This window comes from Pseudomonas orientalis (genome assembly GCF_001439815.1).
GTDB classification, from domain to species: Bacteria; Pseudomonadota; Gammaproteobacteria; order Pseudomonadales; family Pseudomonadaceae; genus Aquipseudomonas; species Aquipseudomonas orientalis.
The window spans coordinates 725,572-747,148 of record NZ_JYLM01000002.1 but is presented as its reverse complement, the minus strand read 5'-3'; the positions used below and the strand labels follow the sequence as shown (position 1 = coordinate 747,148).

21 protein-coding genes and 1 pseudogene are annotated in these 21,577 nt (G+C 58.7%); 10 read left to right on the top strand and 12 right to left on the bottom strand.

Going from position 1 to position 21,577, the window contains the following annotated elements; genetic code table 11:
- Positions 1–28 precede the first annotated feature (28 nt).
- From rhaT to TU82_RS07600, 7 genes are all read right to left on the bottom strand, one after another.
- Complete coding sequence (gene rhaT, locus TU82_RS07630) at positions 29–1,087, bottom strand: L-rhamnose/proton symporter RhaT (RefSeq protein ID WP_057722501.1); 1,059 nt, start codon at positions 1,085–1,087, stop codon at positions 29–31.
- Positions 1,088–1,127: 40 nt separating this feature from the next.
- Entirely contained in the window at positions 1,128–1,448 is a 321-nt protein-coding gene (gene rhaM, locus TU82_RS07625) for an L-rhamnose mutarotase (RefSeq protein WP_173667470.1), read from the bottom strand.
- Positions 1,448–2,329 carry an amidohydrolase family protein gene (locus TU82_RS07620; protein ID WP_057722500.1) on the bottom strand — a complete coding sequence of 294 codons (882 nt, stop codon included), beginning with the start codon at positions 2,327–2,329 and terminating at the stop codon, positions 1,448–1,450. The genes rhaM and TU82_RS07620 overlap by 1 nt, the downstream gene beginning before the upstream one ends.
- Before the next feature lie 70 nt (positions 2,330–2,399).
- Positions 2,400–3,833, bottom strand: a complete 1,434-nt coding sequence (gene aldA, locus TU82_RS07615) for an aldehyde dehydrogenase (protein WP_057722499.1) — start codon at positions 3,831–3,833, stop codon at positions 2,400–2,402.
- A 10-nt stretch (positions 3,834–3,843) separates the two neighbouring features.
- Positions 3,844–4,644, bottom strand: coding sequence for an aldolase/citrate lyase family protein (locus TU82_RS07610; RefSeq protein ID WP_057722498.1), 801 nt, complete (start codon positions 4,642–4,644; stop codon positions 3,844–3,846).
- Positions 4,645–4,655: 11 nt separating this feature from the next.
- Positions 4,656–5,840 carry an L-rhamnonate dehydratase gene (gene rhmD / locus TU82_RS07605; RefSeq protein ID WP_057722497.1) on the bottom strand — a complete coding sequence of 395 codons (1,185 nt, stop codon included), beginning with the start codon at positions 5,838–5,840 and terminating at the stop codon, positions 4,656–4,658.
- A gap of 16 nt (positions 5,841–5,856) precedes the next feature.
- Entirely contained in the window at positions 5,857–7,152 is a 1,296-nt protein-coding gene (locus tag TU82_RS07600; RefSeq protein ID WP_057722496.1) for an MFS transporter, read from the bottom strand.
- A gap of 116 nt (positions 7,153–7,268) precedes the next feature.
- Between TU82_RS07600 and TU82_RS07595 the strand changes: the two genes are divergently transcribed.
- The gene (locus tag TU82_RS07595; protein WP_057722495.1) at positions 7,269–8,225 is read left to right on the top strand and encodes a LysR family transcriptional regulator; all 957 of its coding nucleotides are present in this window, start codon (positions 7,269–7,271) and stop codon (positions 8,223–8,225) included.
- Positions 8,226–8,402: 177 nt separating this feature from the next.
- On the opposite strand, the gene TU82_RS07590 is transcribed toward TU82_RS07595, so the two are convergent.
- Together TU82_RS07590 and TU82_RS07585 are read right to left on the bottom strand one after the other, a co-directional pair.
- Entirely contained in the window at positions 8,403–9,182 is a 780-nt protein-coding gene (locus TU82_RS07590) for a carboxymuconolactone decarboxylase family protein (protein ID WP_057722494.1), read from the bottom strand.
- A gap of 186 nt (positions 9,183–9,368) precedes the next feature.
- Positions 9,369–9,761, bottom strand: a complete 393-nt coding sequence (locus tag TU82_RS07585) for an aldo/keto reductase (RefSeq protein WP_197678322.1) — start codon at positions 9,759–9,761, stop codon at positions 9,369–9,371.
- A 326-nt stretch (positions 9,762–10,087) separates the two neighbouring features.
- Here TU82_RS07585 and TU82_RS07580 point away from each other — a divergent pair, with 326 nt between their 5' ends.
- The 3 genes from TU82_RS07580 (at position 10,088) to TU82_RS07570 (ending at position 12,863) form a co-directional block, all read left to right on the top strand.
- A complete protein-coding gene (locus tag TU82_RS07580) occupies positions 10,088–10,996 on the top strand; it encodes a LysR family transcriptional regulator (protein ID WP_057722493.1) in 909 nt (302 codons plus the stop codon).
- Positions 10,997–11,278: 282 nt separating this feature from the next.
- A complete protein-coding gene (locus TU82_RS07575) occupies positions 11,279–11,596 on the top strand; it encodes a helix-turn-helix domain-containing protein (RefSeq protein ID WP_057722492.1) in 318 nt (105 codons plus the stop codon).
- Positions 11,589–12,863 (top strand): type II toxin-antitoxin system HipA family toxin, encoded by a 1,275-nt coding sequence (locus TU82_RS07570; protein ID WP_057722491.1) that lies wholly within the window; start codon positions 11,589–11,591, stop codon positions 12,861–12,863. The genes TU82_RS07575 and TU82_RS07570 overlap by 8 nt, the downstream gene beginning before the upstream one ends.
- Positions 12,864–13,078: 215 nt before the next feature.
- Here the strand turns inward: TU82_RS07570 and TU82_RS07565 are convergent, their stop codons facing one another.
- Entirely contained in the window at positions 13,079–13,435 is a 357-nt protein-coding gene (locus TU82_RS07565; RefSeq protein ID WP_057722490.1) for a type II toxin-antitoxin system RelE/ParE family toxin, read from the bottom strand.
- A gap of 2 nt (positions 13,436–13,437) precedes the next feature.
- A complete protein-coding gene (locus TU82_RS07560; protein WP_032698686.1) occupies positions 13,438–13,728 on the bottom strand; it encodes a type II toxin-antitoxin system ParD family antitoxin in 291 nt (96 codons plus the stop codon).
- Between the two features lie 302 nt (positions 13,729–14,030).
- On the opposite strand from TU82_RS07560, the gene TU82_RS07555 reads away from it, so the two are divergent.
- The 4 genes and pseudogenes from TU82_RS07555 to TU82_RS29110 all read left to right on the top strand — a co-directional run bounded on the left by TU82_RS07555 (position 14,031) and on the right by TU82_RS29110 (position 16,766).
- A complete protein-coding gene (locus TU82_RS07555; protein WP_057722489.1) occupies positions 14,031–15,014 on the top strand; it encodes a 5'-nucleotidase in 984 nt (327 codons plus the stop codon).
- Positions 15,015–15,119: 105 nt separating this feature from the next.
- Positions 15,120–15,422 (top strand): annotated as a pseudogene (locus TU82_RS27715) (IS66 family transposase zinc-finger binding domain-containing protein); the annotation flags it as partial.
- A 389-nt stretch (positions 15,423–15,811) separates the two neighbouring features.
- Entirely contained in the window at positions 15,812–16,429 is a 618-nt protein-coding gene (locus tag TU82_RS29115) for a hypothetical protein (protein WP_231982751.1), read from the top strand.
- Between the two features lie 55 nt (positions 16,430–16,484).
- Entirely contained in the window at positions 16,485–16,766 is a 282-nt protein-coding gene (locus tag TU82_RS29110; protein WP_231982750.1) for a hypothetical protein, read from the top strand.
- A 448-nt stretch (positions 16,767–17,214) separates the two neighbouring features.
- Here TU82_RS29110 and TU82_RS07540 read toward each other — a convergent pair whose 3' ends face one another.
- Positions 17,215–18,129 carry a LysR family transcriptional regulator gene (locus TU82_RS07540; protein ID WP_057722488.1) on the bottom strand — a complete coding sequence of 305 codons (915 nt, stop codon included), beginning with the start codon at positions 18,127–18,129 and terminating at the stop codon, positions 17,215–17,217.
- Positions 18,130–18,398: 269 nt separating this feature from the next.
- On the opposite strand from TU82_RS07540, the gene TU82_RS07535 reads away from it, so the two are divergent.
- Positions 18,399–19,421, top strand: coding sequence for a zinc-dependent alcohol dehydrogenase family protein (locus TU82_RS07535; protein WP_057722487.1), 1,023 nt, complete (start codon positions 18,399–18,401; stop codon positions 19,419–19,421).
- Between the two features lie 701 nt (positions 19,422–20,122).
- Complete coding sequence (locus TU82_RS07530) at positions 20,123–21,547, top strand: hypothetical protein (protein WP_082631978.1); 1,425 nt, start codon at positions 20,123–20,125, stop codon at positions 21,545–21,547.
- The last annotated feature ends 30 nt before the right edge of the window (positions 21,548–21,577 follow it).

Sequence of the window (21,577 nt, the reverse complement as noted above, 5' to 3'; positions counted from 1 at the left end):
AAAACTCTCCTTCAAGAAGTAAGTGGCATCAGCCGAGATAATTGCCGTAGCCGACCATGGCGATTGCGCCGAGGATCACCGCGATACCCGCTACCAAAACGCCCTTGTTGGCGGCGCTGGTGCCGTGCCATTCGCGGAAATACAGGCCCCAGCAGTTGGACACGATGATGATGAACGACATGTGCAGCACCCAGGAACTGGCGTCGTTCTGCAGGCGGCTTTCGCCCATGCCGTAGAAGAAAAACTGCAGGAACCACAGCGTGCCGGCAATGGCGACCAACAGGTAATTGCCCAGTAACGGGGTGCTGCGGTCGGTGTAGTTATGGAAGGTACGGTTGCGCCAGTTCAGCCACAGGCACCAGATACCATTGGTGGTGAGGCCGCCCCACATGATCACCATGAAGGTCACGTTATTCTGGAACAGACTGTTGGCACCATGTTCCACTGCTGCGGCGGCCAGTGGGCGGCCGGCGGAAATGCCGTAGCTGAAGCACGCACTGAGCACGCCGGAAATCACCGCCACCAGCATGCCCTTGCCCAGGGAGAACTCGCTGACACTGGCGAACTTCACCGCCTGGGACACTTCCCGTTCCTTGATCAGCCCGGCTTTGCCGCACACCGCGATACCGACCAGCGACACCGCCACGCCCCACAGCACCCAATGCCCGCCCTGGGACGCCAGCATCGAGGTCAACGTACCTTCGGTTTCAGTGGTGAACAGGTCGCGGTACAGGGCCGGCATCAGAGCGCCGAGGGCCGAGGTGAGGCCCATGATCAACGACATGCCCAGGGACAAGCCCAGGTAACGCATAGTCAGGCCGAAGGTCAGCCCGCCGATGCCCCACAGCACGCCGAACATATAGGTCCAGAGCAGGGTGCCGGTGTCGGCCGTGCGCAGGATTTCCACCCAGCCGGGCACTGTCAGTTGGGCGGCGATCAGTGGCACGATCAGCCAGGACACCAGGCCGCCGGTGATCCAGTAGCTTTCCCAGGCCCAGCCGCGGACCTTCTTGTAGGGGATGTAGAAACTGCCGGAAGCGAAGCCGCCGATAAAGTGCAGAATCACACCAAGGAGAATGATTTCCACGTAGTCGAATCCTTTTTATTGTTGTTGTGGGTCGGTTGGATCAGGGGCGCGTCAGTTGGAACATGGGAAGCAGGTCGACACTGATCGGCGAGGCATCCGGGTGGCTGGGCATGATGTCCTGCATATAGTTCCACCAGCGCTGCATCAACGCGGTACCGGGCAGTTCATCCAGGCCATGCACGTCCTCGTGGGTCAGCACGGCGAACAACGCGTTGGCCGGCTCATCGAGGAAAATCCGGTAATCCACCACGCCCGCGTCCAGCAGGGCCTGGGCCAGTTCCGGCCAGATCTGGTCATGGCGCCGGCGATACTCGGCGGCCTGGCCGGGGTTGAGGTTCATGCGCAAGGCACGGGTCTGCATCACTGGTCTCCATGGGGCGGCGTCGGTGTGTAGATGCGCACCGCGTTATGCAGGAAGAACTTCGCTTGCACCGCCTCGGGTTTGTCGGCCATGCACTGTTTGACGAGCCCCAGGGTGGTGGCGAAATTCGCCAGGTGATCGCTGTTGGGCCAGTCGCCGCCGAAGAAGCAACGCTCTTCGCCAAAGGCCTCCCACAGCACGGCCAGGCGGTCATGGTAGAACGCGGTGTCGGTGATCAAACCGTGCGGCCCGAGCTGGGGGATTTCCGCCAGTTTGGCGAACACATTCGGGCGCTCGGCGAGGCGCAGCAGGTCGGCGTGGCAGGCGGCTTCTTCACCCGCCGGCACTTGGGCGTTGGGCAGGTGATCAACGATGATGCGCAGCTGTGGCAAAGCATCGCTCAGGTGCAACAACGCCTTGATCAAGCGCGGGGTCGGATTGGCGCTGTCCAGGCCCCGGCCGCAGGCGGCCAATTGGCGCAGGCCATCGATAAAGCCGGGGCGAGTCTGGTCGTGCAGCAGGTCGCGGTCCCACAGGTTGCCGTAGCGCAGGCCGAGAAACAGCGGCTCATCCGTCAACGCTTCGAGGTCGGCGGCGAAGTCGGGGTGCAGCGGGTCCAGGTTGCCGACAAAACCCAGCATGCGCGGCTCACTGCGCAGTGTGTCGAGCAGCCAGCGGTTATCGTCGCGCCACGGGCTGGCTTCCACGGCAATCGCGCCGATCACATTGTGTGGGCCGGCCAGGGCCCAGTAGTCCGCCGGCAGGTGCGCGGCGTACAACCGGTTGCCCGGCTCGGGCCAGGGAATGCCCTGGGGGCGGCGCGGATCAAACAGGTGCAGGTGGCTGTCGATGATCGGGCCGCTATAGAGCGTCAGGGGCATGGCGCAGTCCTTATCAGAAGCGAAATCGGAAGGGCCCGCACGCTAGCGTGCATGGCCCGGTTTAAACTGCTCAGCTCTGCAGATAAACCACATGGGTATGGGTATATTCGTACAGGCCGTGCTTGCCGTCGGCACCGCCGATCCCGGATTTTCGTACGCCGGCATGAAAGCCTTGCATGGCCTCGAAGTTCTCGCGGTTGACGTAGGTTTCGCCAAAGTCGATCTCACGTATCGCGTGCATGGCCTTACCCAAGTCGCGGGTATAGATCGACGAGGTCAGGCCGTAGTCGCAGTCGTTGGCCAGGGCGATGGCTTCGTCGAGGTCGTCGACAATCTGGATCGGCAACACCGGGCCGAAGATCTCTTCTCGCATGATCTCCATATCGGCGCGGCACCCGGCCAAGACCGTTGGCTGGAAGTGGAAGCCCGCGCCTAAGTCGGCAATCTGCCCGCCGCTGATCAGGGTCGCGCCCTGGCTCAGCGCGGTGCGAACCTTGCGGTCGACGCTTTCGAGGCCCTGACGGTTGATCAGCGGGCCCATTTCCACGTCGGTCTGGGCGATGGGATCACCGTAGCGGGTGGCCGACATCGCCGCGCTGATGCGCTCGATAAACTGATCCGCGACCTTGCGTTGCACATACACCCGTTCGGCGCAGTTGCACACTTGGCCGGTGTTGATGATGCGCGAATCGCGGATGGCTTTGACCGCCAGCTCCAGGTCGGCATCCGCGAGTACAATGGCCGGCGCCTTGCCGCCCAACTCCAGGTTGAGCTTGGTAATGTTCGGCGCGGCGGCGGCCATGATCCGCGTGCCGGTGGCGACGCTGCCGGTGAAGCTGATCATGTCCACGCCTTTGTGCGCAGTGAGTGCGCCGCCGACCTGGCCGTCGCCGCAGACTACGTTGAATACGCCGGCGGGCAGGTCGGTCTCGGCCACCAGTTTGGCGAATTCAAAGCAGTTGTTCGGGGTTTCTTCGCTGGGCTTGATCACGATGGTGTTGCCGGTGAGCAACGCCGGCGCCATTTTTCGCGCGATCAAAAAGAACGGAAAATTCCACGGCAGAATGCCGGCTACCACGCCCAGCGGCTTGCGGAACAGGAAGATATTTTCATTGGGGCGGTCGCTGGTGATGATCTCGCCTTCGATGCGCCGCGCCCATTCGGCCATGTAGTCGAGGTAATCAGCGGTGAAATTCACCTCGACTTCGGCCAGGCTCGTGATCTTGCCTTGCTCCAGGGTAATGGTGCGGGCCAGATGGGCGACGTTTTCGCGCAGCTTGGCAGCGATGCGGCGCAGGTGGCCGGCGCGTTCGATCGCGGGTTTGCGTGCCCAGTCTTTTTGCGCACTGCGGGCAGCGGCGAGGGCCTGGTCGACATCGGCGACGGTGGAGGCAGGAACCTTGGACAGCAAGGCGCCGGTGGCCGGATTGAGCACATCGATATGCGCTTCGCTTGCGGCAAAGCGGCCGTTGATGAAGTTCTGGTAAACGGGAACGGATGACATGGCAGGTTCCTCAGTAAATGCGCGAAGGCGCTTGGGTGTCGGCAGCCGGGCGATAGCGGGCGAGGGTGGCCAGGGCGCTCTGGCGTAGCAGGCTGATATCAATGGCCACCGCGATAAAGCGGCAACCCCAGGCCTGGTAGCGGCGGGCGTCTTCTTCATTGGGCGCCAGGATGCCGCTGACCTTGCCGGCGGCGAGGGTCGCATCCACTGCGTGCCTGATACGCTCCTGCACCTCGGGGTGGCCGGGGTTGCCGGCGTGCCCGAGGCCGATGGACAGGTCGGCGGGGCCGATAAACACCGCGTCCACGCCTTCCACGGCGGCAATCGCCGCGACGTTTTCCACGCCCAGGCGCGACTCCACCTGCACGATCAGGCACAACTCTTCATGGGCGGTATTGAGGTAGTCCGCCACGCCATCCCAACGTGTGGCGCGGGTCAAACCGCCGCCGACGCCACGGATGCCATGGGGCGGATAACGCATGGCACGCACCAGGGCCTGGGCCTGTTCGGCGGTTTCGACCATGGGGATCATCAGGGTCTGGGCGCCGACATCGAGCAGTTGCTTGATCAGGCTGGCGTCACCGTTTACTGCGCGCACGACGGGCGCAGTAGAGTAGGGCGCTACGGTCTGCAACTGGTTGAGCACGCTCGGCACCGTGTTGGGTGCGTGTTCGCCGTCAATCAGCATCCAGTCGTAACCGAGGCCGGCGACGATCTCGGCGGCGTAGCCGGTGGCGAAACCGGCCCAGATGCCATATTGGGTGGCGTTCCGAGCGAGGGCGGCCTTGAAGCCATTGCGGGGCATGTTCATGGCAGTTTTCCTCAGCGATTGTACGGACGGTGCAGATGGCAATCGGGGTTCAGGTCTACGCCGAAACCGGCCTTGTCCAGTGCCGACAAGCGCATGCGGCCATTGACCGGAACCGGTTCGCCGAGCAGTTGCGGATGGAACATCGGCACTACTTCATCGGCCTTGGGCGCCATCATCAGGAACTCGGCGAATGGACTGTTATGGCGGGTGGCAACAAAGTGGTAGCTGTAGACCGACGAGCCGTGGGGCACGACCATTGCGTTATGGGCATCGGCCAGGGCCGAGATTTTCACCAGCTCGGTGAGGCCGCCGCACCAACCGACATCGGGCTGGATAATGTCGCAGCAGCCCATTTCCAGGAGCATGCGGAAACCCCAGCGCGTGGCTTCATGCTCGCCAGTGGTCACCAGCATGCCTTTTGGCACGTTGTTGCGCAGGGCGGCGTAGCCCCAGTAATCGTCCGGAGACAGGGCCTCTTCGATCCACTTGAGCCCATGTTCGTGGGCGCCTATGGCCAGTTTGGTGGCGTAGTTCACATCCAGGCTCATCCAGCAATCGAGCATCAACCAGAAGTCCGGGCCGACCCGTTCACGCATGGTCGCCAGGGCTTCGAGGTTTTTGCGCAGACCTTCTTCACCTTCGCTGGGGCCGTGGTGCAGGGGCATCTTGCCGCCGATAAAACCCATTTTCTGCGCCAGGTCCGGGCGCGCGCCGGTGGCGTAGAACTGCAACTCATCGCGCACCGCACCGCCGAGCAGTTGGTGAACGGGCTCCTGGCGGATCTTGCCGAGCAGGTCCCACAGGGCCAGGTCGACACCGGAAATGGTGTTGATCACCAGACCCTTGCGGCCGTAGTAAAGGGTGGACTGGTACATCTGGTCCCAGATCTTTTCGATATCGGTGACGCGCGCACCTTCGATAAAGCGCGCCAGGTGTTTCTCAACGATATAAGCCGCGGGTTCACCGCCGGTGGTCACGGCGAAACCGACGGTGCCGTCGCTGGCTTCGATCTCCACCACCAGGGTGCCCAGCACGTTAATGCCGAAACTTCGGCGGCTCTGGCGGTATTCCGGATATTTGCTCATGGGCGTGGAGATGTGATCGTCGATCCAATGGCCGTCGGCCTGGTCGTGGTAATCGGCGCCGCCGCCTCGCAGTACAAAGGCGCGGACATGTTTGATGGTGAGATGACCCATGGTGTGACTCCTTGCGTTAAACAGTGGCCGGCGTGTTCGACGCGTTGCGGCCGGGTGAATGGATGCCCAGTACCAGCAATGCGGCCAGTACCGTGGTAGCGGACAGCAGGTACAAACCGGCTGCTGGGGAGTGGAAGGCGCCTTCGGCCCAGTGTTTGATCACCGGGGCAATGAAGCCGCCGAGGGCGCCGAAGGAATTGATCAGCGCGATGCCCGCTGCGGCGGCGCTGCCTGCCAGGTAACTGGAAGGAAAAGTCCAGAACACCGGTTGCACCGCAATGAAGCCCGAGGCGGCGAAGCACAGGGCGAGCATGCCCAGCAACGGATTGGCAAATGTCACCGAGCACGCGATCCCGGCAGCGGCCATCAACAGAGTCAGGCAGGCGGTTTGGCGACGCAGGCCGGTGCGGTCGCAATAGCTTGGGATCCACCAGGCGGCGAACAGCGCGCACAACCAGGGGATCGCCGAGACCAGTCCGACGATCAATCCCACCTTGGTGCCGAGCAGGTCGCCCACTTGGGTGGGCAGGTAAAACACTACGCCGTACACACTGGCCTGGATCAGCAGGTACACCAGGCATAGGTACAACACCGAAGGTTGGCACAGCACGGTAAGCAAGCTGCGGCCGTGGGAGGTTTTGTGCTGATCTTCCTTGTCCAGCAGGCCCTGGATCTGCTGGCGCTCATCCGCGGTCAGCCACTGGGCATCGGCAGGGCGATTATCCAGGTACCAATAGGCCCATACGCCCACCGCAGTGGCCATCAAGCCTTCCACCGCGAACAGCCATTGCCAGCCGTGTATGCCGCCCAGGCCGTCCATTTCCAGGAGTAAGCCGGACAACGGGCTACCGAAGATGAACGCCAGCGGCGCGCCAAAGTAGAAAAAACCCATGGCTTTGCCACGTACGGCCTGGGGAAACCAGTAGGTCAGGTAGAGGATGACGCCGGGGAAGAATCCGGCTTCGGCCACGCCCAGCAGGAAGCGCAACACATAGAAGCTGGTTTCGTTATGGGCGAACACCATCGCCGCCGAGATCAAGCCCCAACTGACCATGATGCGGCACATCCACAGGCGGGCGCCGACGCGATGCAGGATCAGGTTGCTCGGCACTTCCAGCAGTGCGTAGCCGACGAAGAACACACCGGCGCCAAAGGCGAAGGCGGCATCGCTCAAACCGGTGTCAGCCTGGAAGGCTTGTTTGGCGAACCCGACGTTGGCGCGGTCGAGAAACGCCATGATGTACATCAGCAGCAGAAAGGGCAGCAGCCGCCAGGACATCTTGGCGAGCAGGGGCGCGGGCAGGGTTTTCATAAGGGAGTCCGTCGTTTTGTTCTTATGGGCCGAACTGTACGGTGGCCGAGCAATGCGCTACAAATCGAATCTCGCTTAAAGGCGATAACCTCAGGGTATCGATTAAAAGGAAAAAAATGCGTAGTCCCGCGATCTCTCCCAGCCTGTTCAACCGCCTGCGCTACAAGCATTTGCATATGCTGGTGGCGCTGAGCTCCAGCCAGAACCTGCACCGCGCGTCCCAGGCCCTGAACATGTCGCAGCCTGCCGCCACGCGTATGCTGCACGAGATCGAGGACATGTTCGGCTGCGATCTGTTCGAGCGTTTGCCCCGGGGGATGCGCCCTACGGCTCTCGGCCAGCAACTGATCAACTTCGCCGAGTCGGCGCTGAGTGGCCTGGACCGCTGTGCCGAAGATTTAACGGCGCGCAAGCAGGGCGGTTATGGCTACCTGTCCATCGGTACCATCATGGGCGCCGCGCCGGACCTGGTGATGGACAGCATTGCGCAGATCAAGTCGCTCAACCCGCAACTGCGTATCCGCATCATGGGTGACACCAGTGACCAAGTGATTCAGTTGCTCGAACAGGGCCGTATCGATCTGGCGATCTCGCGCCGCAACGCGGCCACCGACAATGAGCACTACAGCTTCGAACCCTTGGGCAATGAGCGCCTGATGGTCGTGGTACACGCCGGTCACCCGTTGGCCCAGCGCGATCAGCTATCGCTGGCGGAACTGGTACGTGACTGGCCGTGGATTCTGCAACCGCAAACCAGCCCGGCGCGTATCAGCTTTGACTTGGCGTTGCAGGACCATGCACTGCCCAGCCCGCCCGATATCATCGAATGCAGCTCGGTGTATTCGATGCAGCAACTGATCCAACTGACCGATGCGGTGATGGTGTTGTCGGAAAGCGCCCTGCGTGACTACCTGAAGATGGGCCTGGTGGTGGCGCTGCCTATTGCGTTGGACGTGCGGCTGGCACCGTTTGGCTTGCTGATGCGCAAGGGCGAGCCGGTGAGTCGGGAATTGGGGTTGTTTATCGACTTGTTGCGGCAGAAAGCAGCCGCTCTGGACGCTGCCCCTGCGTAGGCTCGGGCTTTCCCTTTTCCGCGACTGAGTAGATGGCGAGCCCCATCGGGATAGACGGCGCGAATGAAGCCCTGTCGCCTATCGCCCACCGATGCGATGAAGATGCGCCCATCTTTGTGAATGGCCAGACCCGTCGCGCCAAGCTTGTTTTCGGGCACGACGACCGCAAGCTGGCGATCAGCTGCGTCGTTTTTCCAAAACGCCCTTGGCGACGGGCAGGGCCGACATGGCGCTTGGCCAGCCAGCGTAGAAGGCCAGGTGGGTAATGACCTCCGAAGCCTGTTCCTCGGTCAGGCCGCTGTCCATCGCACGGTTGAGATGATAGGTGATTTGCTCGACCTGGCCGGCGGAGATCAGCGCGGCGACAGTGACGAGGCTGCGGTCGCGGGGCTTGAGGTCGGGACGAAGCCAGAGATCGCGGAAGAGGTAATCGGTGGTGTACTGGACAAGGCCCGGTGCCACGGTGTTGAACTGCTCACCGACCCGTGCTGCGCGCTGGGCTTCGGCTTTTTCATCGAGGGGCAAAGGGTCCGGGCGAATGGCCGCCAGTTGGTCTGCCTCGATACCGCGCTTGGCGAATACCTCGCCTACAGGTCCGACTGCGGCCATGGCCTTGCCCCATCCCGAGTAATAGGCGAGGTGGGTGATGACTTCGGATATCTCTGCCGGTGTTACCCCGGATTCGATTGCCAAATCGGCATACTGGGTCAGCTCCGGCGCTTCGCCGCGCGCGATCAACGCCGCGAGGGTCACCAGGCTGCGGTCGCGACTGCTCAGGCCGGGGCGGTTCCAGACATCGCTGTAAAGACGGTCCTGCGTGTACTGTTCGAGGGCGGGCGCGACCGACCGGACCTGTTCTGGCGAAAAGCGGCGGCCCTCGTTGGTCGGTTGCTGGGCTTCGGTGCTCGTGGTTGTCATGATGATGGCTCCTGCGATGATTGGGGCGAGGTGCTTCATATCTGTCTCTCCTCGGCATTAATTGAAAGCAAAAGACGTTGCTGCCAGCAGGACACCGCTCCCGGCGATGAGAAAGTTGCGACGATCAGTGGACACTTGATCGCCAACGAAACGGTCGTCAGACCTTGTATCGCTCATAGGCTGGATGCTCCATGTAGTTGAATGCGGGAACCTGACGCCCCAGCGCTACCAGGCGTAGGCTTGCGGCGCTTCGCCGCCGGGACCCGGCCAGATTTCTTCGAGGCATCGCACCGTGTCATCGGACAGGCTGACCGTTGTCGCACGAAGGGCGTCTTTCAACTGCTCGATAGTCCGGGGACCGATGAGGGGCGCGGTAACGATAGGATTTTGAAGAAGCCAGGCCAGCGCCACATCAGCGGGGGTCTCTCCCAGGTCCTCGCACAAACCTTCGCAGGCTTCGAGCTGAACCCGATGTTGTTCGATCCGCTTGGCCAAAGCCGGCCTTGCGCGACGACCGTTGGCTGCCTTTTTCAGGACCCCGCCTCGAGCGCCTCGTCCAGAATCCGGAAGCTCTTGGCCTCGTCGGTGACATGTCCGAAATTCATGGTGCCCAGGCACAGGCGGCTAACCTGAAGGCCAGTACGACCCAAATGCGTAGAGTCCATTCTCTTGCTCCGTGACGTGATTGCGCCAAGCCGGAAGTTCATCCTGTCAAGGCACGGAATGAATCCAGCATAACGACGCATACGCAGGTCAGTTACAGGGGCACGTAGGATGGACTTGTGAGGGAAATTCAGGATCAGCAGCGAAAAAACAGGCGAGACGTAAATTACTATGGACTAATGGCGCTGCCCGCCGAGCAGCACGGCATTGGGCGAGAAGTTGCGCGATAAATATCACCGTGTGGCGAGGTAGGTCTCGTTTAACAGAGAGGTCGAATTGACATGCAGACCAGTCGCGCAGATGTAGCCGATCTGATTTATTTTCTGGCCATTGCGCGCCATCGCAGCTTCAGCCGTGCAGCTGTGGAGATCGGCGTGAGTGCTTCGGCGCTGAGCCACGCGCTAAAGGGGCTGGAAAACCGACTTGGGGTTCGGCTGCTCAATCGCACCACAAAGAGTGTGACGTTGACAGCAGCCGGTGAGGCGCTTGCCCAATCGATCGGTGATCCTTTCGAGGCGATTGATACGGCACTGGAAACGCTGAACCGGTTCCGAGATACACCTAGTGGCAGGGTCAGGATCAATGCTGCCGTCGAGGCGGCAAATCTTTTACTGGCTCCCATCATGCCGGCCTTCATGGATCGGTATCCCGATGTCGAGATCGATATCGTTGCCAGTAATCGTTTGGTGGACATGACCGACGCCGGCTTCGATGCCGGGATCCGCTACGGTGGTACCGTCCCCGAAGACATGGTGAGTCGGCGCCTCTCGGCCGATATTCGCTGGGTTGTCGCGGCGGCACCCAGTTACCTGGAGCGGTTCGGAACACCCGAACATCCGGATGATTTGTTGAATCACCGATGCATCAGCAACCGTCTTGGAGATGATCGGGTTTATCGGTGGGAACTGGAACGCAATGGTGAGGCATTCCAGATCACCGTACCAACGTCCGTCACGGTCGACCAAGCTGAGACGGGCCTCATCGCGGTGCTCGGAGGTGCTGGCTTGATGTATTTCCCGCAACCTCTGGTTGAGCCATATGTGAAAGACGGGCGGCTGCGCCTGGTGCTTACGGAGTGGGCCCCGCTGGAAGATGGTTTTCATATCTACTATTCGAGCCGACGGCAACTGCCAACAGGGCTGCGCTTACTTATTGATTTCATTCGAGAAGTTAAGCCTCTTGGCTTGTAGCCTGATCTGCAGACTTAAATGCCGACCATTGCTTGGCTACGTACTCGAAGGTTCGCTCCTCAGGCGCGCAATGCAAGATATCACCAAGAATACGGATCTTAACGGCCCCCAAACAGTGCTCCCTATTTTTGGCTTTATGGCAGATAAATCCATTAAATTGTGGCTTAAGTTTTAAATTATCCGATAAGACACAGATTTGGGGAATTAACTCTCTTGATAGGCTGGGACGTTAATTCTATAATTTTGGGGACTAACTGGCCCAGAATGGTCTTGGTGCACACTATGTTGGATTTAAGCTTCAGCAAGCCGAGCGAGGTCGTCAAGCGCCTCTGCGATCGTTTGCGTACAGAGCGCTTGGCGCTGGACATGACACAAGCCGACTTGGCCGGACGTGCCGGCATTGGCACAAACACTGTGTCCAATCTTGAAGCAGGGCGCAATGTCGGATTCGAGAACGTCGTTCGTGTGGCGATGGCGCTTGGTCGAACCAAGGAACTTGAAGGCCTGTTCCTCCCAAAGCTGGACAGCATCGAGGATATTCGGCGCTACGAAAACAGCGCCAATCGTCTGCGTTCAAAGAGGAAGCCCGGCAATGCTTGAGCAGGTGAACGTCTTCTACGAGGGCTGGGGTGAGCGATGGCAATGGGGCACGCTCGTCTCCACGACTGCCCTGACCGGTCGCCCGCTGATCGTGTTCCAGTACAGCAATGAAGCCAGGCAAAGGGGCTTGGAACTATCCTCCTACACGCTTGCGTTGGAGGGGGCTCAGCTGCGCCGAGATTTTCCAGACCACCAGTTGTACTTGCCAGGGCCTGTTTACGACTCCTTGCCCGATGGGTGGGGCATGTTGCTGATGGACCGTATGTTCAGGCGCCGCGGGCTCACCACGGCGCGCATCGGCTCACTGGAACGGCTGGCATACATCGGTTGCAACGCAATGGGGGCCATGACGTTTGAGCCCGTGGCACCAGAAGGGCAGGTGCCTGAAGTCCATATCCCGCTGGAGCAGCTTGCCGCCGAAGTGCAGGAAGTGCTCCATGGAGACGGCGGCGAGTTCCTGCAGACGTTGCTGCTGGTGGGTGGCTCGCCTCAAGGTGCAAGGCCCAAGGCCCTGGTCTATCGCGATCCAGAAACTGGCCGTTTTACCACTGCCTTTACGGCGGGCTTTGAAGCTTGGTTGGTCAAGTTCCCGGCGAAAGACGAGCATGCCGAGGTGTGTGCTATCGAAATGGTCTACGCCGAGTGCCTGCGCATGTGCGGCATCAAGACCCCTGACACGCAGTACTTCAGTCTGCCCAATGGGTTGGCTGCGTTTGCCAGTAAGCGATTTGACCGCCGGGATGGTCTGCGCGTACCGATGCAAAGCCTCGCGGCCTTTACGGGGGCAAATTACCGATCTCCGGGGGTATTGGACTACGTCAACTTCTTGCGGGCAACACAGATGTGTACCAACGACGTACGAGAGATGGCGGTGGCCTTCGAACGTGCCGTCTTCAATGTTGCTTTCAACAACCGAGACGATCATCCCAAGAACTTCGCCTACATCATGTCGCAAGACGGTCAGTGGAACCTGTCACCGGCTTACGACGTGACCTTCTGCGAGGGACCAGGTGGATACCACCAGATGGATGTGATGGGTGAAGCGCTGGTGATTTCCCGCAGGCAAATGCTTCGGCTTGCCGAGGAGGCCGAGGTGCCCCCGGATGTTGCAGGCAGAGTGATTGACGGCGTTTGTGATGTGGCGGGCCGGTTTGCAAGCATTGCCGAGAACCTATACCCACAAGTTATTACTCGAGACACCTTGCTCACGATCCAAGGTCGCATCGATCAGAACGTAGCTCGGTTACACCGCGGTCATGCGCAATGATCAGGCTAAACAGCCCACCCGACGATGCCTAAGGACTCTCAGGGTCGCCAAAAAACATTTTGACTGGGCTCTAGGACAATGTTTTCAGGTCGATAACGATTTTGTTTGCCCCCATTTTTGCCCCATTCGTACCGAGTGTGCGGGTGATCGCGAATGGCAATCTCCGACGGACTTCGCTATTCCTGGCCAGTTAAGCCGTTGGGCCAGGTTGCTGATCAATTGTTAGGCAAGTGCAACTGCACTTCCATGGCGTCATGAAGGAGCCTGACGACCTCGATCACGTCGTCGTTTGCCACACGATAGAACACGATATGGCGTGGGCTTTTGACCGTTCCATGGGTTTGTTTGGCCTGCTGGCGTGAATAGATGAGGTGATAGCTGCGAAGGCCCGGTGCAAGCTCATCGCGGTCGTGGCTGCCGATGCGATAAGGCGTGTCGGCAAGCGCTTGCAGCGCCGCGAGGATCAGCGCTTGGTAGCGCTGGCGAGCTTGATCGCCGAACTGCGTCTGCGAGAGCCTGAGAATGTCGACAATGTCGGCGCGCGCCGGGTTGGAAATCCGATACTGCGGCATGCTCAGTGTTTCTCTCGCGCGGGGAGGGTTGCCTCCAGGCTCAAGCCCTCGAGGTAGTGCTCCAGATCCCCTTCGTTCACCTGAGTAAAGCGCCCGTGCTCAAGATCCATGATGCCGATTGAGGTCGCCTGACGCAGGGCCTCAATTTTGGCGGTGTCTTCGGCGACGCGCTGCTCCAATAAACGTAAACCTTCTCGCATCACTTCGCTGGCATTCTGATAACGGCCGGACTGCACCAAGTCATGGATAACCTGTTCCTGATGAGGGGTGAGCACAACGTTTCGCGTCGCCATAACTAGCTCCAGGTCTATGCAAACAGGTACTTTTGATTGTTGGCATATTATGCCATTTTCGCTCAGGAGAATAGCTTGGGGCCGACATCCGGCGATCAGGTGATGGCTGACTCGGCGCCAATCAGCAAGGTTCAAAGTCATCCGCCCATAACAAAGCGACCTGCAGATTGATTTGAAGATTGATATGCCTGACTGTGCGTGGGAGGAGGCGCGCGATGTGTGCTTCTCGATCCGCCCTGAAATCGATCGGCATGTTCGATGCCCATCAATATTTGCGTTTAGAGGCATCAAGAGAGGTTCCAATGCCCTACGAGTTAGAAAATCGCCTGGTGATTGGCGTCGCTTCCAGTGCTGTGTTTGATTTGTTGGCATCGGACGCAGTGTTTCAGAGTCAGGGGGAGGAGGAATACCGTAAGTTTCAGCAAGAAAATCTTCACGTCCCGCTTCCTAAGGGGATAGCGTTCCCCTTCATCAAGCGCTTACTGTCAGTGAATGACCTTAGCGTCGATCCTACGGATCCGCTCGTCGAGGTATTACTTCTTTCGCGTAATGATCCCGACACTGGGCTGCGCGTACTGAAGACTATCGAGCACTACGGACTTGGGATGACAAGGGCGATTTTCATGCAGGGAAAATCTCCTTATGAATACATACCAGCACTGAATATCGCTTTATTTTTGTCGGGTGACAAAAAAGACGTGGAAGCGGCTATCAGGGCCGGGTACCCGGCTGGCCAGGTGCTCGATTCAAAATTTGAAGACGACGAGACTGATAAAACCCTACGCATCGCATTCGACTTTGACGGCGTGCTCGCCGGCGATGAGTCCGAAACAATCATGCAGGCCTCTGGATTGTCTGAATTCCATGCGCACGAAGTGAAGAACGTCATGCAGCCCCATAACCCTGGGCCGCTGAAGGAATTCATGGTGCGGATATCCAAAATCCAGTCGGTCGAGGAGAAGCACAAAAAGCTCAATCCTAAATACGAAAACCGCATACGCGTCTCGATCGTCACAGCCCGCAATGCTCCGTCTCATGAGCGTGCGATGAATACACTCAAGAGTTGGGGTGTCATGGCCAATGACGCATTCTTCCTAGGTGGCATCGAGAAAGGAAAAATTTTAGGTGTATTGAAACCACACATCTTCTTCGATGACCAATCAGGGCACCTTAAATCGACTAGCGCAGTTGCTCCATCCGTGCACATTCCTTTCGGCATCACCAACCATGTCTCTACTGTGGATGCGATAGAGCCTGAAGCGGATCAGGTCCAGCAGGTGGTGTAAAACGGTGGCTTGAGCGCGTAGTACCACAGGAATTCGTATCGGTCCTGTGCTGCGAAAAACCGATAACACGGTCTATACCTGGCACCGAAGCCCTTGCAATCGTTAGTCCGTCAGCAACCCAAACGTATCGCCTTGCCTGCCGAATTTCCGCGCACGCTGATTCATCACGAACCTGAAAACACTCAATGCCAATGCGGCTGCGCCCTCAAGCGCATCGGCGAGGATGTCAGCGAGAAACTCGACTACACGCCTGGCGTGTTCAGCGTTGAACGGCACGTTTGGGGTAAGTGGGTTTGCGATGAGTGCGAAACACTGACCCAGGCACCGGTGCCAGCCCAGGTCATCGACAAAGGTATCCCAACGGCAGGCTTGTTGGCCCAGGGGATAGTCGCGAAATACGCCGATCACTACATCGCGGCCTCATGTGAAGTTGAACGCGAAGTCTGTGATTTAGAACCGGACGTCCGACGACGAATACGTCAGGAAAAAGCAGCGCCGCTGATGGGTGCGTTTCATACCCGGATGACCGCCCAGCGCGAGCAATCGCAAATACGGTTTCTGACATAGTACTAAGGGGCTACAGGGTGGCTTCAGTACTGGTGTATCACACTGCCTGATAGAGGAGAGCAGTGCCTCGACGATTATGTTGTTCTCCACTCCAGCGCTTGGAGCCTCCTCCGGGAACGCTTGGTACCTGTCCTACTTGTGATAAAGATGGATAGTAGTGCGTAAAGCGGTTGAGCATATGCGAAGCGTCAATGGATTGATATAAAGTTAATTAATAGTCGGGAGGAATGATGTTTGAGTTCGGGAAGTTGAAGGTTAAGTTAAAAGCCATGAGTTGGTCGGGGCGTTTTTATAGCTTTTCTGTCGCTGTTACAGTGCTTGGGATGTTCTTGTCAGCGTTAATGGGTATTGCAATATTAAATAGTGCTATCTTGATTGCTTCTCTAGGGTTTGTTGTTGGCTTCATGTTTGTATGTTTACGCATCTATCGCTGGTTTATCTCTGTATGGGGCAAGCCGTTTGGTAAAACCCCTATTATCCTGCTGCACTTGTTGGTGTTGCTGATATCGACAGCCATTTCAAGATGGGTTGTGGCTGAAGCCTTGGGGCTGCCACCGCAATCATTTGACATTACGGTTGGATTTCTAGTACTTGTCTTTTATATTCCTGCATGGCTGCTCTTGGGAGCCTTCGTGGTTACCCTGCTGGGGTTCCTACTTTTAATCGGCGTCGGGCTAGGAGCATTACTTTTAATCCCTCTGTCTGTTATCGCAAACCTGTTGAATATTTTCAATTTGCTGCCGTACCTGCGCAAAGCATGGAGCAAAGTTGCGCCAGCCAGGCTCAGCTTTATCGATGCACAGGGGCATTCGGTAGGCGCACTGTTGAGCGGAGTCATTCTGATATAATTTATATGGAGCGCTCGTTTCTGATGCTCGGCCGTGGATTTACTCCTCGGTCAGATTGATAGCTGTCCTCAGTGATTTTCAGCCTGCCGTTAACTATCCCGGCGTGCAAGCGGGTGAACGTGCCCATCCGTTAGATAACGGTTTTGTTGCCATAGCCAAGGAATTGGCTGATAAGAGTATTGAAATCGAAGTGAAAAAACAGATTGAAGACTTTGAGCATCCGCAAAGTCACCCTGTCATCACTCCCATCCCTTCGATGAAACAGCTGACCGATCCACTTATCCAACGCATGGATGACTATTTAACTACGTTGCCCAGGCACGGACGGCCCGGCTGAATGTTAGAAGGCATTAAAGCCGGTGCGGATCTTGTCTGCCGGCACTATCGACGGGCCGGCGTAACACGTCGCGACGGCGTCGATCGGCTGCGGGGTAGACAAGCTGATATTCAAAATATGGCTCTGGTAATTGCAAATGCCGAGTGGGGTTGAAATATCCACAACTTTTGGCCTGCCAGGATGCTGTGCATTGAGTTTGGAAAAGATTCTGCTGGAAACTTTGGAAGATCTTGAGACGGTTGGAGCGTGGACGGAGGCCACTCTTCGGCTTGGGCTGGAGTGATTTCATGAGCGGATTCTTGGGTATAGGGCTGGGGGCATCCTTTTCAAACCATCCAAAGCATGCCCTCAGATGTGCCCTCAATGTAGCAATCCACCGGAAGTGAATGGAGCTCCATGGTTTGTGGAAAGGCAGAAATGATCAGATAAACAGCCTGCCCAAAGACGCCTACAGACTCTCAGGGTCCCCAAAAAACATCTGAATCCGCGACCTCAACCACCGCTCCCCCGGATCATTATCCTGCGACCCGCGCCAGGCCATGTGCAGTTCGAACGAGCGCACAGGCAGCGGCGGGTCCTCGGCGCGCAGGCCACCGGCCGAGGTCAGGGCGTCGGCCGCGTAATCGGGCACGGTGGCGAGGATGTCGGTGCCAGCCAGTAATGTTCCCAGGCCGTTGAACTGCGGAACGGCCAGCACCACGTGGCGTTTGCGCCCGAGTTTTTCCAGTTCTTCATCGATAAACCCGCTCAGGTCACCGGCGAACGACACCAGGGCATGGGGTCTTGCGCAGAAGTCGTCCAGGCTCAAGGAGCCGGGCACGCTGTCGGCGCGCAGCAGTTTCGGCAGGCTGCGGCGCAATACCTTGCGCTTGGCGTTGGCCGGCAGGTCGGCGGTGTAGCTGACGCCGATGGATATCTCGCCTGAGGCGAGCAGGCCGGGCATCAGGATGTAGTTGACGCGACGCACCACCAGCACGATGCCGGGGGCTTCGGCGCGCAGGCGTTTGAGCAGTTGCGGCAGCAGGGCGAATTCCACGTCGTCGGACAGGCCGATGCGGAACACTGCGGTGCTGGTGGCCGGGTCGAACTCGGCGGCGCGGCTGACGGCGGTGGAGATCGAGTCGAGCGCCGGGGAGAGCAGGGCGAAGATTTCCACGGCGCGGGCCGTCGGTTCCATGCTGCGCCCGGTGCGTACGAACAGTGGGTCGTCAAACAGCCCACGCAGGCGTGACAGGGCCGCGCTGATGGCCGGCTGGCCGAGAAACAGTTTCTCGGCGGCGCGGGTCACGCTGCGCTCATGCATCAAGGTTTCGAATACGATCAAGAGGTTAAGGTCGACACGACGCAGGTCGTTACGGTTCATCTTGTGTCCTGGAAGAGTCAGCGAACTTGACGAGAGCGGCCATGGCAAGAACCTCCAAGGTTCCACCCTGAAGCATGACCGGCATGAATCTTACGGGGAAAGACTGGTACTCTGCACCGGATAATTGAGTTTTCCTACGTTAACTGAGGTCTATTCCTCACATGCGGAATCAATGACAGGCATGTCGACTATTAATGGCGACCGGTGGCCTTACCCGTAAAGCCCAGATAGAGTTCATGGCATTAGAGGTTACTTTGACGAGGTTTGCGATGTCCCGCACGATTCGTTTTCACAAGTTTGGTCCGGCCGAGGTGCTCAAATGCGAAGAGCATGTCGCCGCACAGCCCGCACCGGGCGAAGTGCAGGTGCGTGTCGACGCGATTGGTATCAGCTGGTACGACATTCTCTGGCGCCAGAACCTGGCGTCGTCCCATGCACGTCTGCCGTCCGGCCTTGGCCATGAAATGGCCGGTGTGGTGGTCGCTCTGGGCGACGGTGTGGACGATTTGGCGGTGGGCGACAAGGTCGCCAGTTTTCCCGCCGAAAGCCCTAACGATTACCCGGTGTATGGCGAGCAGATCGTCCTGCCGCGTTCAGCCCTGACCCGCTACCCGGATGTCTTGAGCCCCATTGAAGCCAGCGTGCATTACACGCCGCTGTTGATTGCCTATTTTGCCTACATGGACCTGGCACGGGTCAAACCCGGGCAATTTGCCCTGGTAACCGATGCCAGCCACTGCGCCGGGCCTTCGTTTGTGCAGTTGGGCAAAGCCCTGGGTGTGCGAGTGATTGCCGCGACCAAGGACAGCGCCGAGCGTGAGTACCTGCTGTCCCTCGGGGCGGAAAAAGTCATCGTCACCGAAGAGCAGGACCTGCTCATGCAAATCAACAAAATCACCGGTGACCGTGGTGTCGATGTGGTGTTCGACGGCCTCGGCGGGCCGCAGATGTCGTTGCTTGGTGATGTGCTGGCGCCACGCGGCAGCCTGGTGTTGTACGGCCTGCAAGGCGGCAACCAGACGCCATTCCCCGCCTGTGCGGCGTTCCAGAAGAATATTCAGTTCTTCGTGCATTGCATCGGCAACTTCACCGGTAAGCCGGAGCTGGGCATCATTCAGGACCAGGTCGCGTTGCAGCGTGCCTTGCGTGATATCAACCAACTGACTGCCGACCGGGTACTGCTACCGCTGAAAACCACGGTGTTTCCGTTCAGCCAGTTCGTCGAAGCCCATCGCTACATGGATGAATGCCCGTGCCGCGAACGGGTTGCGTTGCAGGTTGAAGCTGTTTGAGCTGTAGGAGTATTCGCAAATGAATGCTCCAGCGTCTGCACGGATACGGCAGATGCGCCATTTGTCAGGGCTTAAACCGCGCCAGGGTTGAGCCACGCCGAGGGCATTGCGCCCCGTAAACAATACCTTTGGCCCTTACGCCGCCCTGAAATCCAGCGCGGCGCTGTCGTGTGCGCGTTACTGAAGTTCACGCCGCGGATCATCTGAACTGCTTTCCTGCGTTGTTCTGTATCTATTAATCATTATTTGAGCGCCGATAATTGTGGCTTCACCATCATCTCAAGGATTGAGCAATGATTAGCTATTGCACATTACTGTCTGGCATCAGCGAACTAACCAAGCGACACCCTGGCTGCCGAAAAGCCCTCGGAACATCCGACCTTATTGCAAGAAGAAGGATTAAGTGGGTGATTTAATATTTGTCGGAGGTTTCGCTAGTTTAATAGTTAAAGCGCTGTAGGAAATTGTCGGAATATTCCTAGGGTACGCAACGTGACCACACGAGGCCCTGGATTGCCGCGTCTGTGCGTGGGTTGGGTTGTAACGGCTCAGGTGCCTGTCCCGGTGATTTTGTTGCCAGGTGCTAGTGTTTAATCATCTTTGTGCCCTCCAGCGGAAGACAGACCTACAGATGTAATGGGCCAGGCAACGACGTCAAAAAGTTGCTTTGAAACTGATATTTCAACTCAGGTAGTAGAACGATGAGCGCAATTCACGAACAAGCCATGAACTATGTTTATCAGCAAGTTCTGCAACGTTTGATGGGGCACTTCACTCGCGCCGAAAGGACGGCACTTCAATTGTTGATCCAGCGAATAGTGGTGGCGGCGGGCGGCATGGAGCAAGTGGGTAGCTACAAAGTGTTGCTCGCCCACGGCGGCGGCGAGGTCAGCAGTTATACCCTGGCGCTGCTGCGGGCGGCGCAGTTGAGCATCGCCGGCCGTGCGCCCAAGACGTTTCACCTGCGGGTAGCGACGCTGCGGCATGCCGGGATGACCCAGGCGACACTCGACAGCCTGAATGAGGGCTACAGCGCGCTGTTTTTCCACGATGATCCTCGCGTGGAGCTGTTGATGGTGGAAAACCAGGAGGTACAACCTTTCCATCATCAGCGGCCCGCATCCAGCAGCGGTCGCGAGGTCAGCCAGCGCAATATGCTGATGATCGGGCACCTGACGTCCGGAGATGCGCGCGCCACGCTGTGCAACGATACTTACCTGGCTCTGGGGGATTTCTACCAACGCGTCAGCACGTGGAATGGCGGCGTGCACGCTGTGGTCAGCGGCGACTCGCCGCGCAAGCAAAGCCAGTACCTGGCCTGGCTCAAGCGCGCGGCCCTGGGCGCGGGTGTCACTGTGCCGCCGCGCCGGCATGCATCGCTCAATATCTTGTTCGCGCGCATGCAGGAGTGGAGCATCGGTTGCTACCGCGACCTCTATGGCGAGCACTACGTGGAGGCCGACAACCCTGACCGTAGCGGGCATCGCCATCTGGCCTATATCGGGGTGGCCGACCTGCTCGTCGAGGTCGATATCGCCTCGGCACCGCTGCTCACCGAGTTCCTGGCGCACAAGCCGGATCCATTCGACTTTCACTTCAGTCATCCTGACTATCCCAACCCGCTGCTCATGGCCCATCTGCATGGGCTACAGGCCCAGTGCCTGCGGGAGTTGTCGTACGAGGAGGGCGTCGAAGCGTTTGTACGTCAGGCGAGGGATGCGATGGGCCGTCGAAAAATCCCGGAGAGCCTGATCGACGAGATGGGCAGCCACGATGGACGCGTGTTGTCGACCACCTATGCCAGAGGATTCTTTGGCCTGGACGAGGGCCAACTGACTTGCCTGTTGTTCTCACCCTTCATTCATCACGGCGAACGCCTGGAGGGTTACCTGCGCCAATGCCACCCCGGCATGCTGGTGGGGCTGCCCGAATTGCACAAGGCGCTGCAGGGTAAGCCCGCTGCGGACATGCTGCAGCAATGGCTGATTGACACCAGTGGCTTGCCATTGCCTCTTCTGCAGCACCTGTACCGCAAGCGGCTCCAATTGGCGGGGCGTAGCGCCCAGGCGCGCAAACGGCGCGGGGCTCGTGTGCAGGCGCAGATTGCGCAGTTGTCGGGACGCTAAGCGTGCAGGCAAGTGCAAACCCGGGCGCAC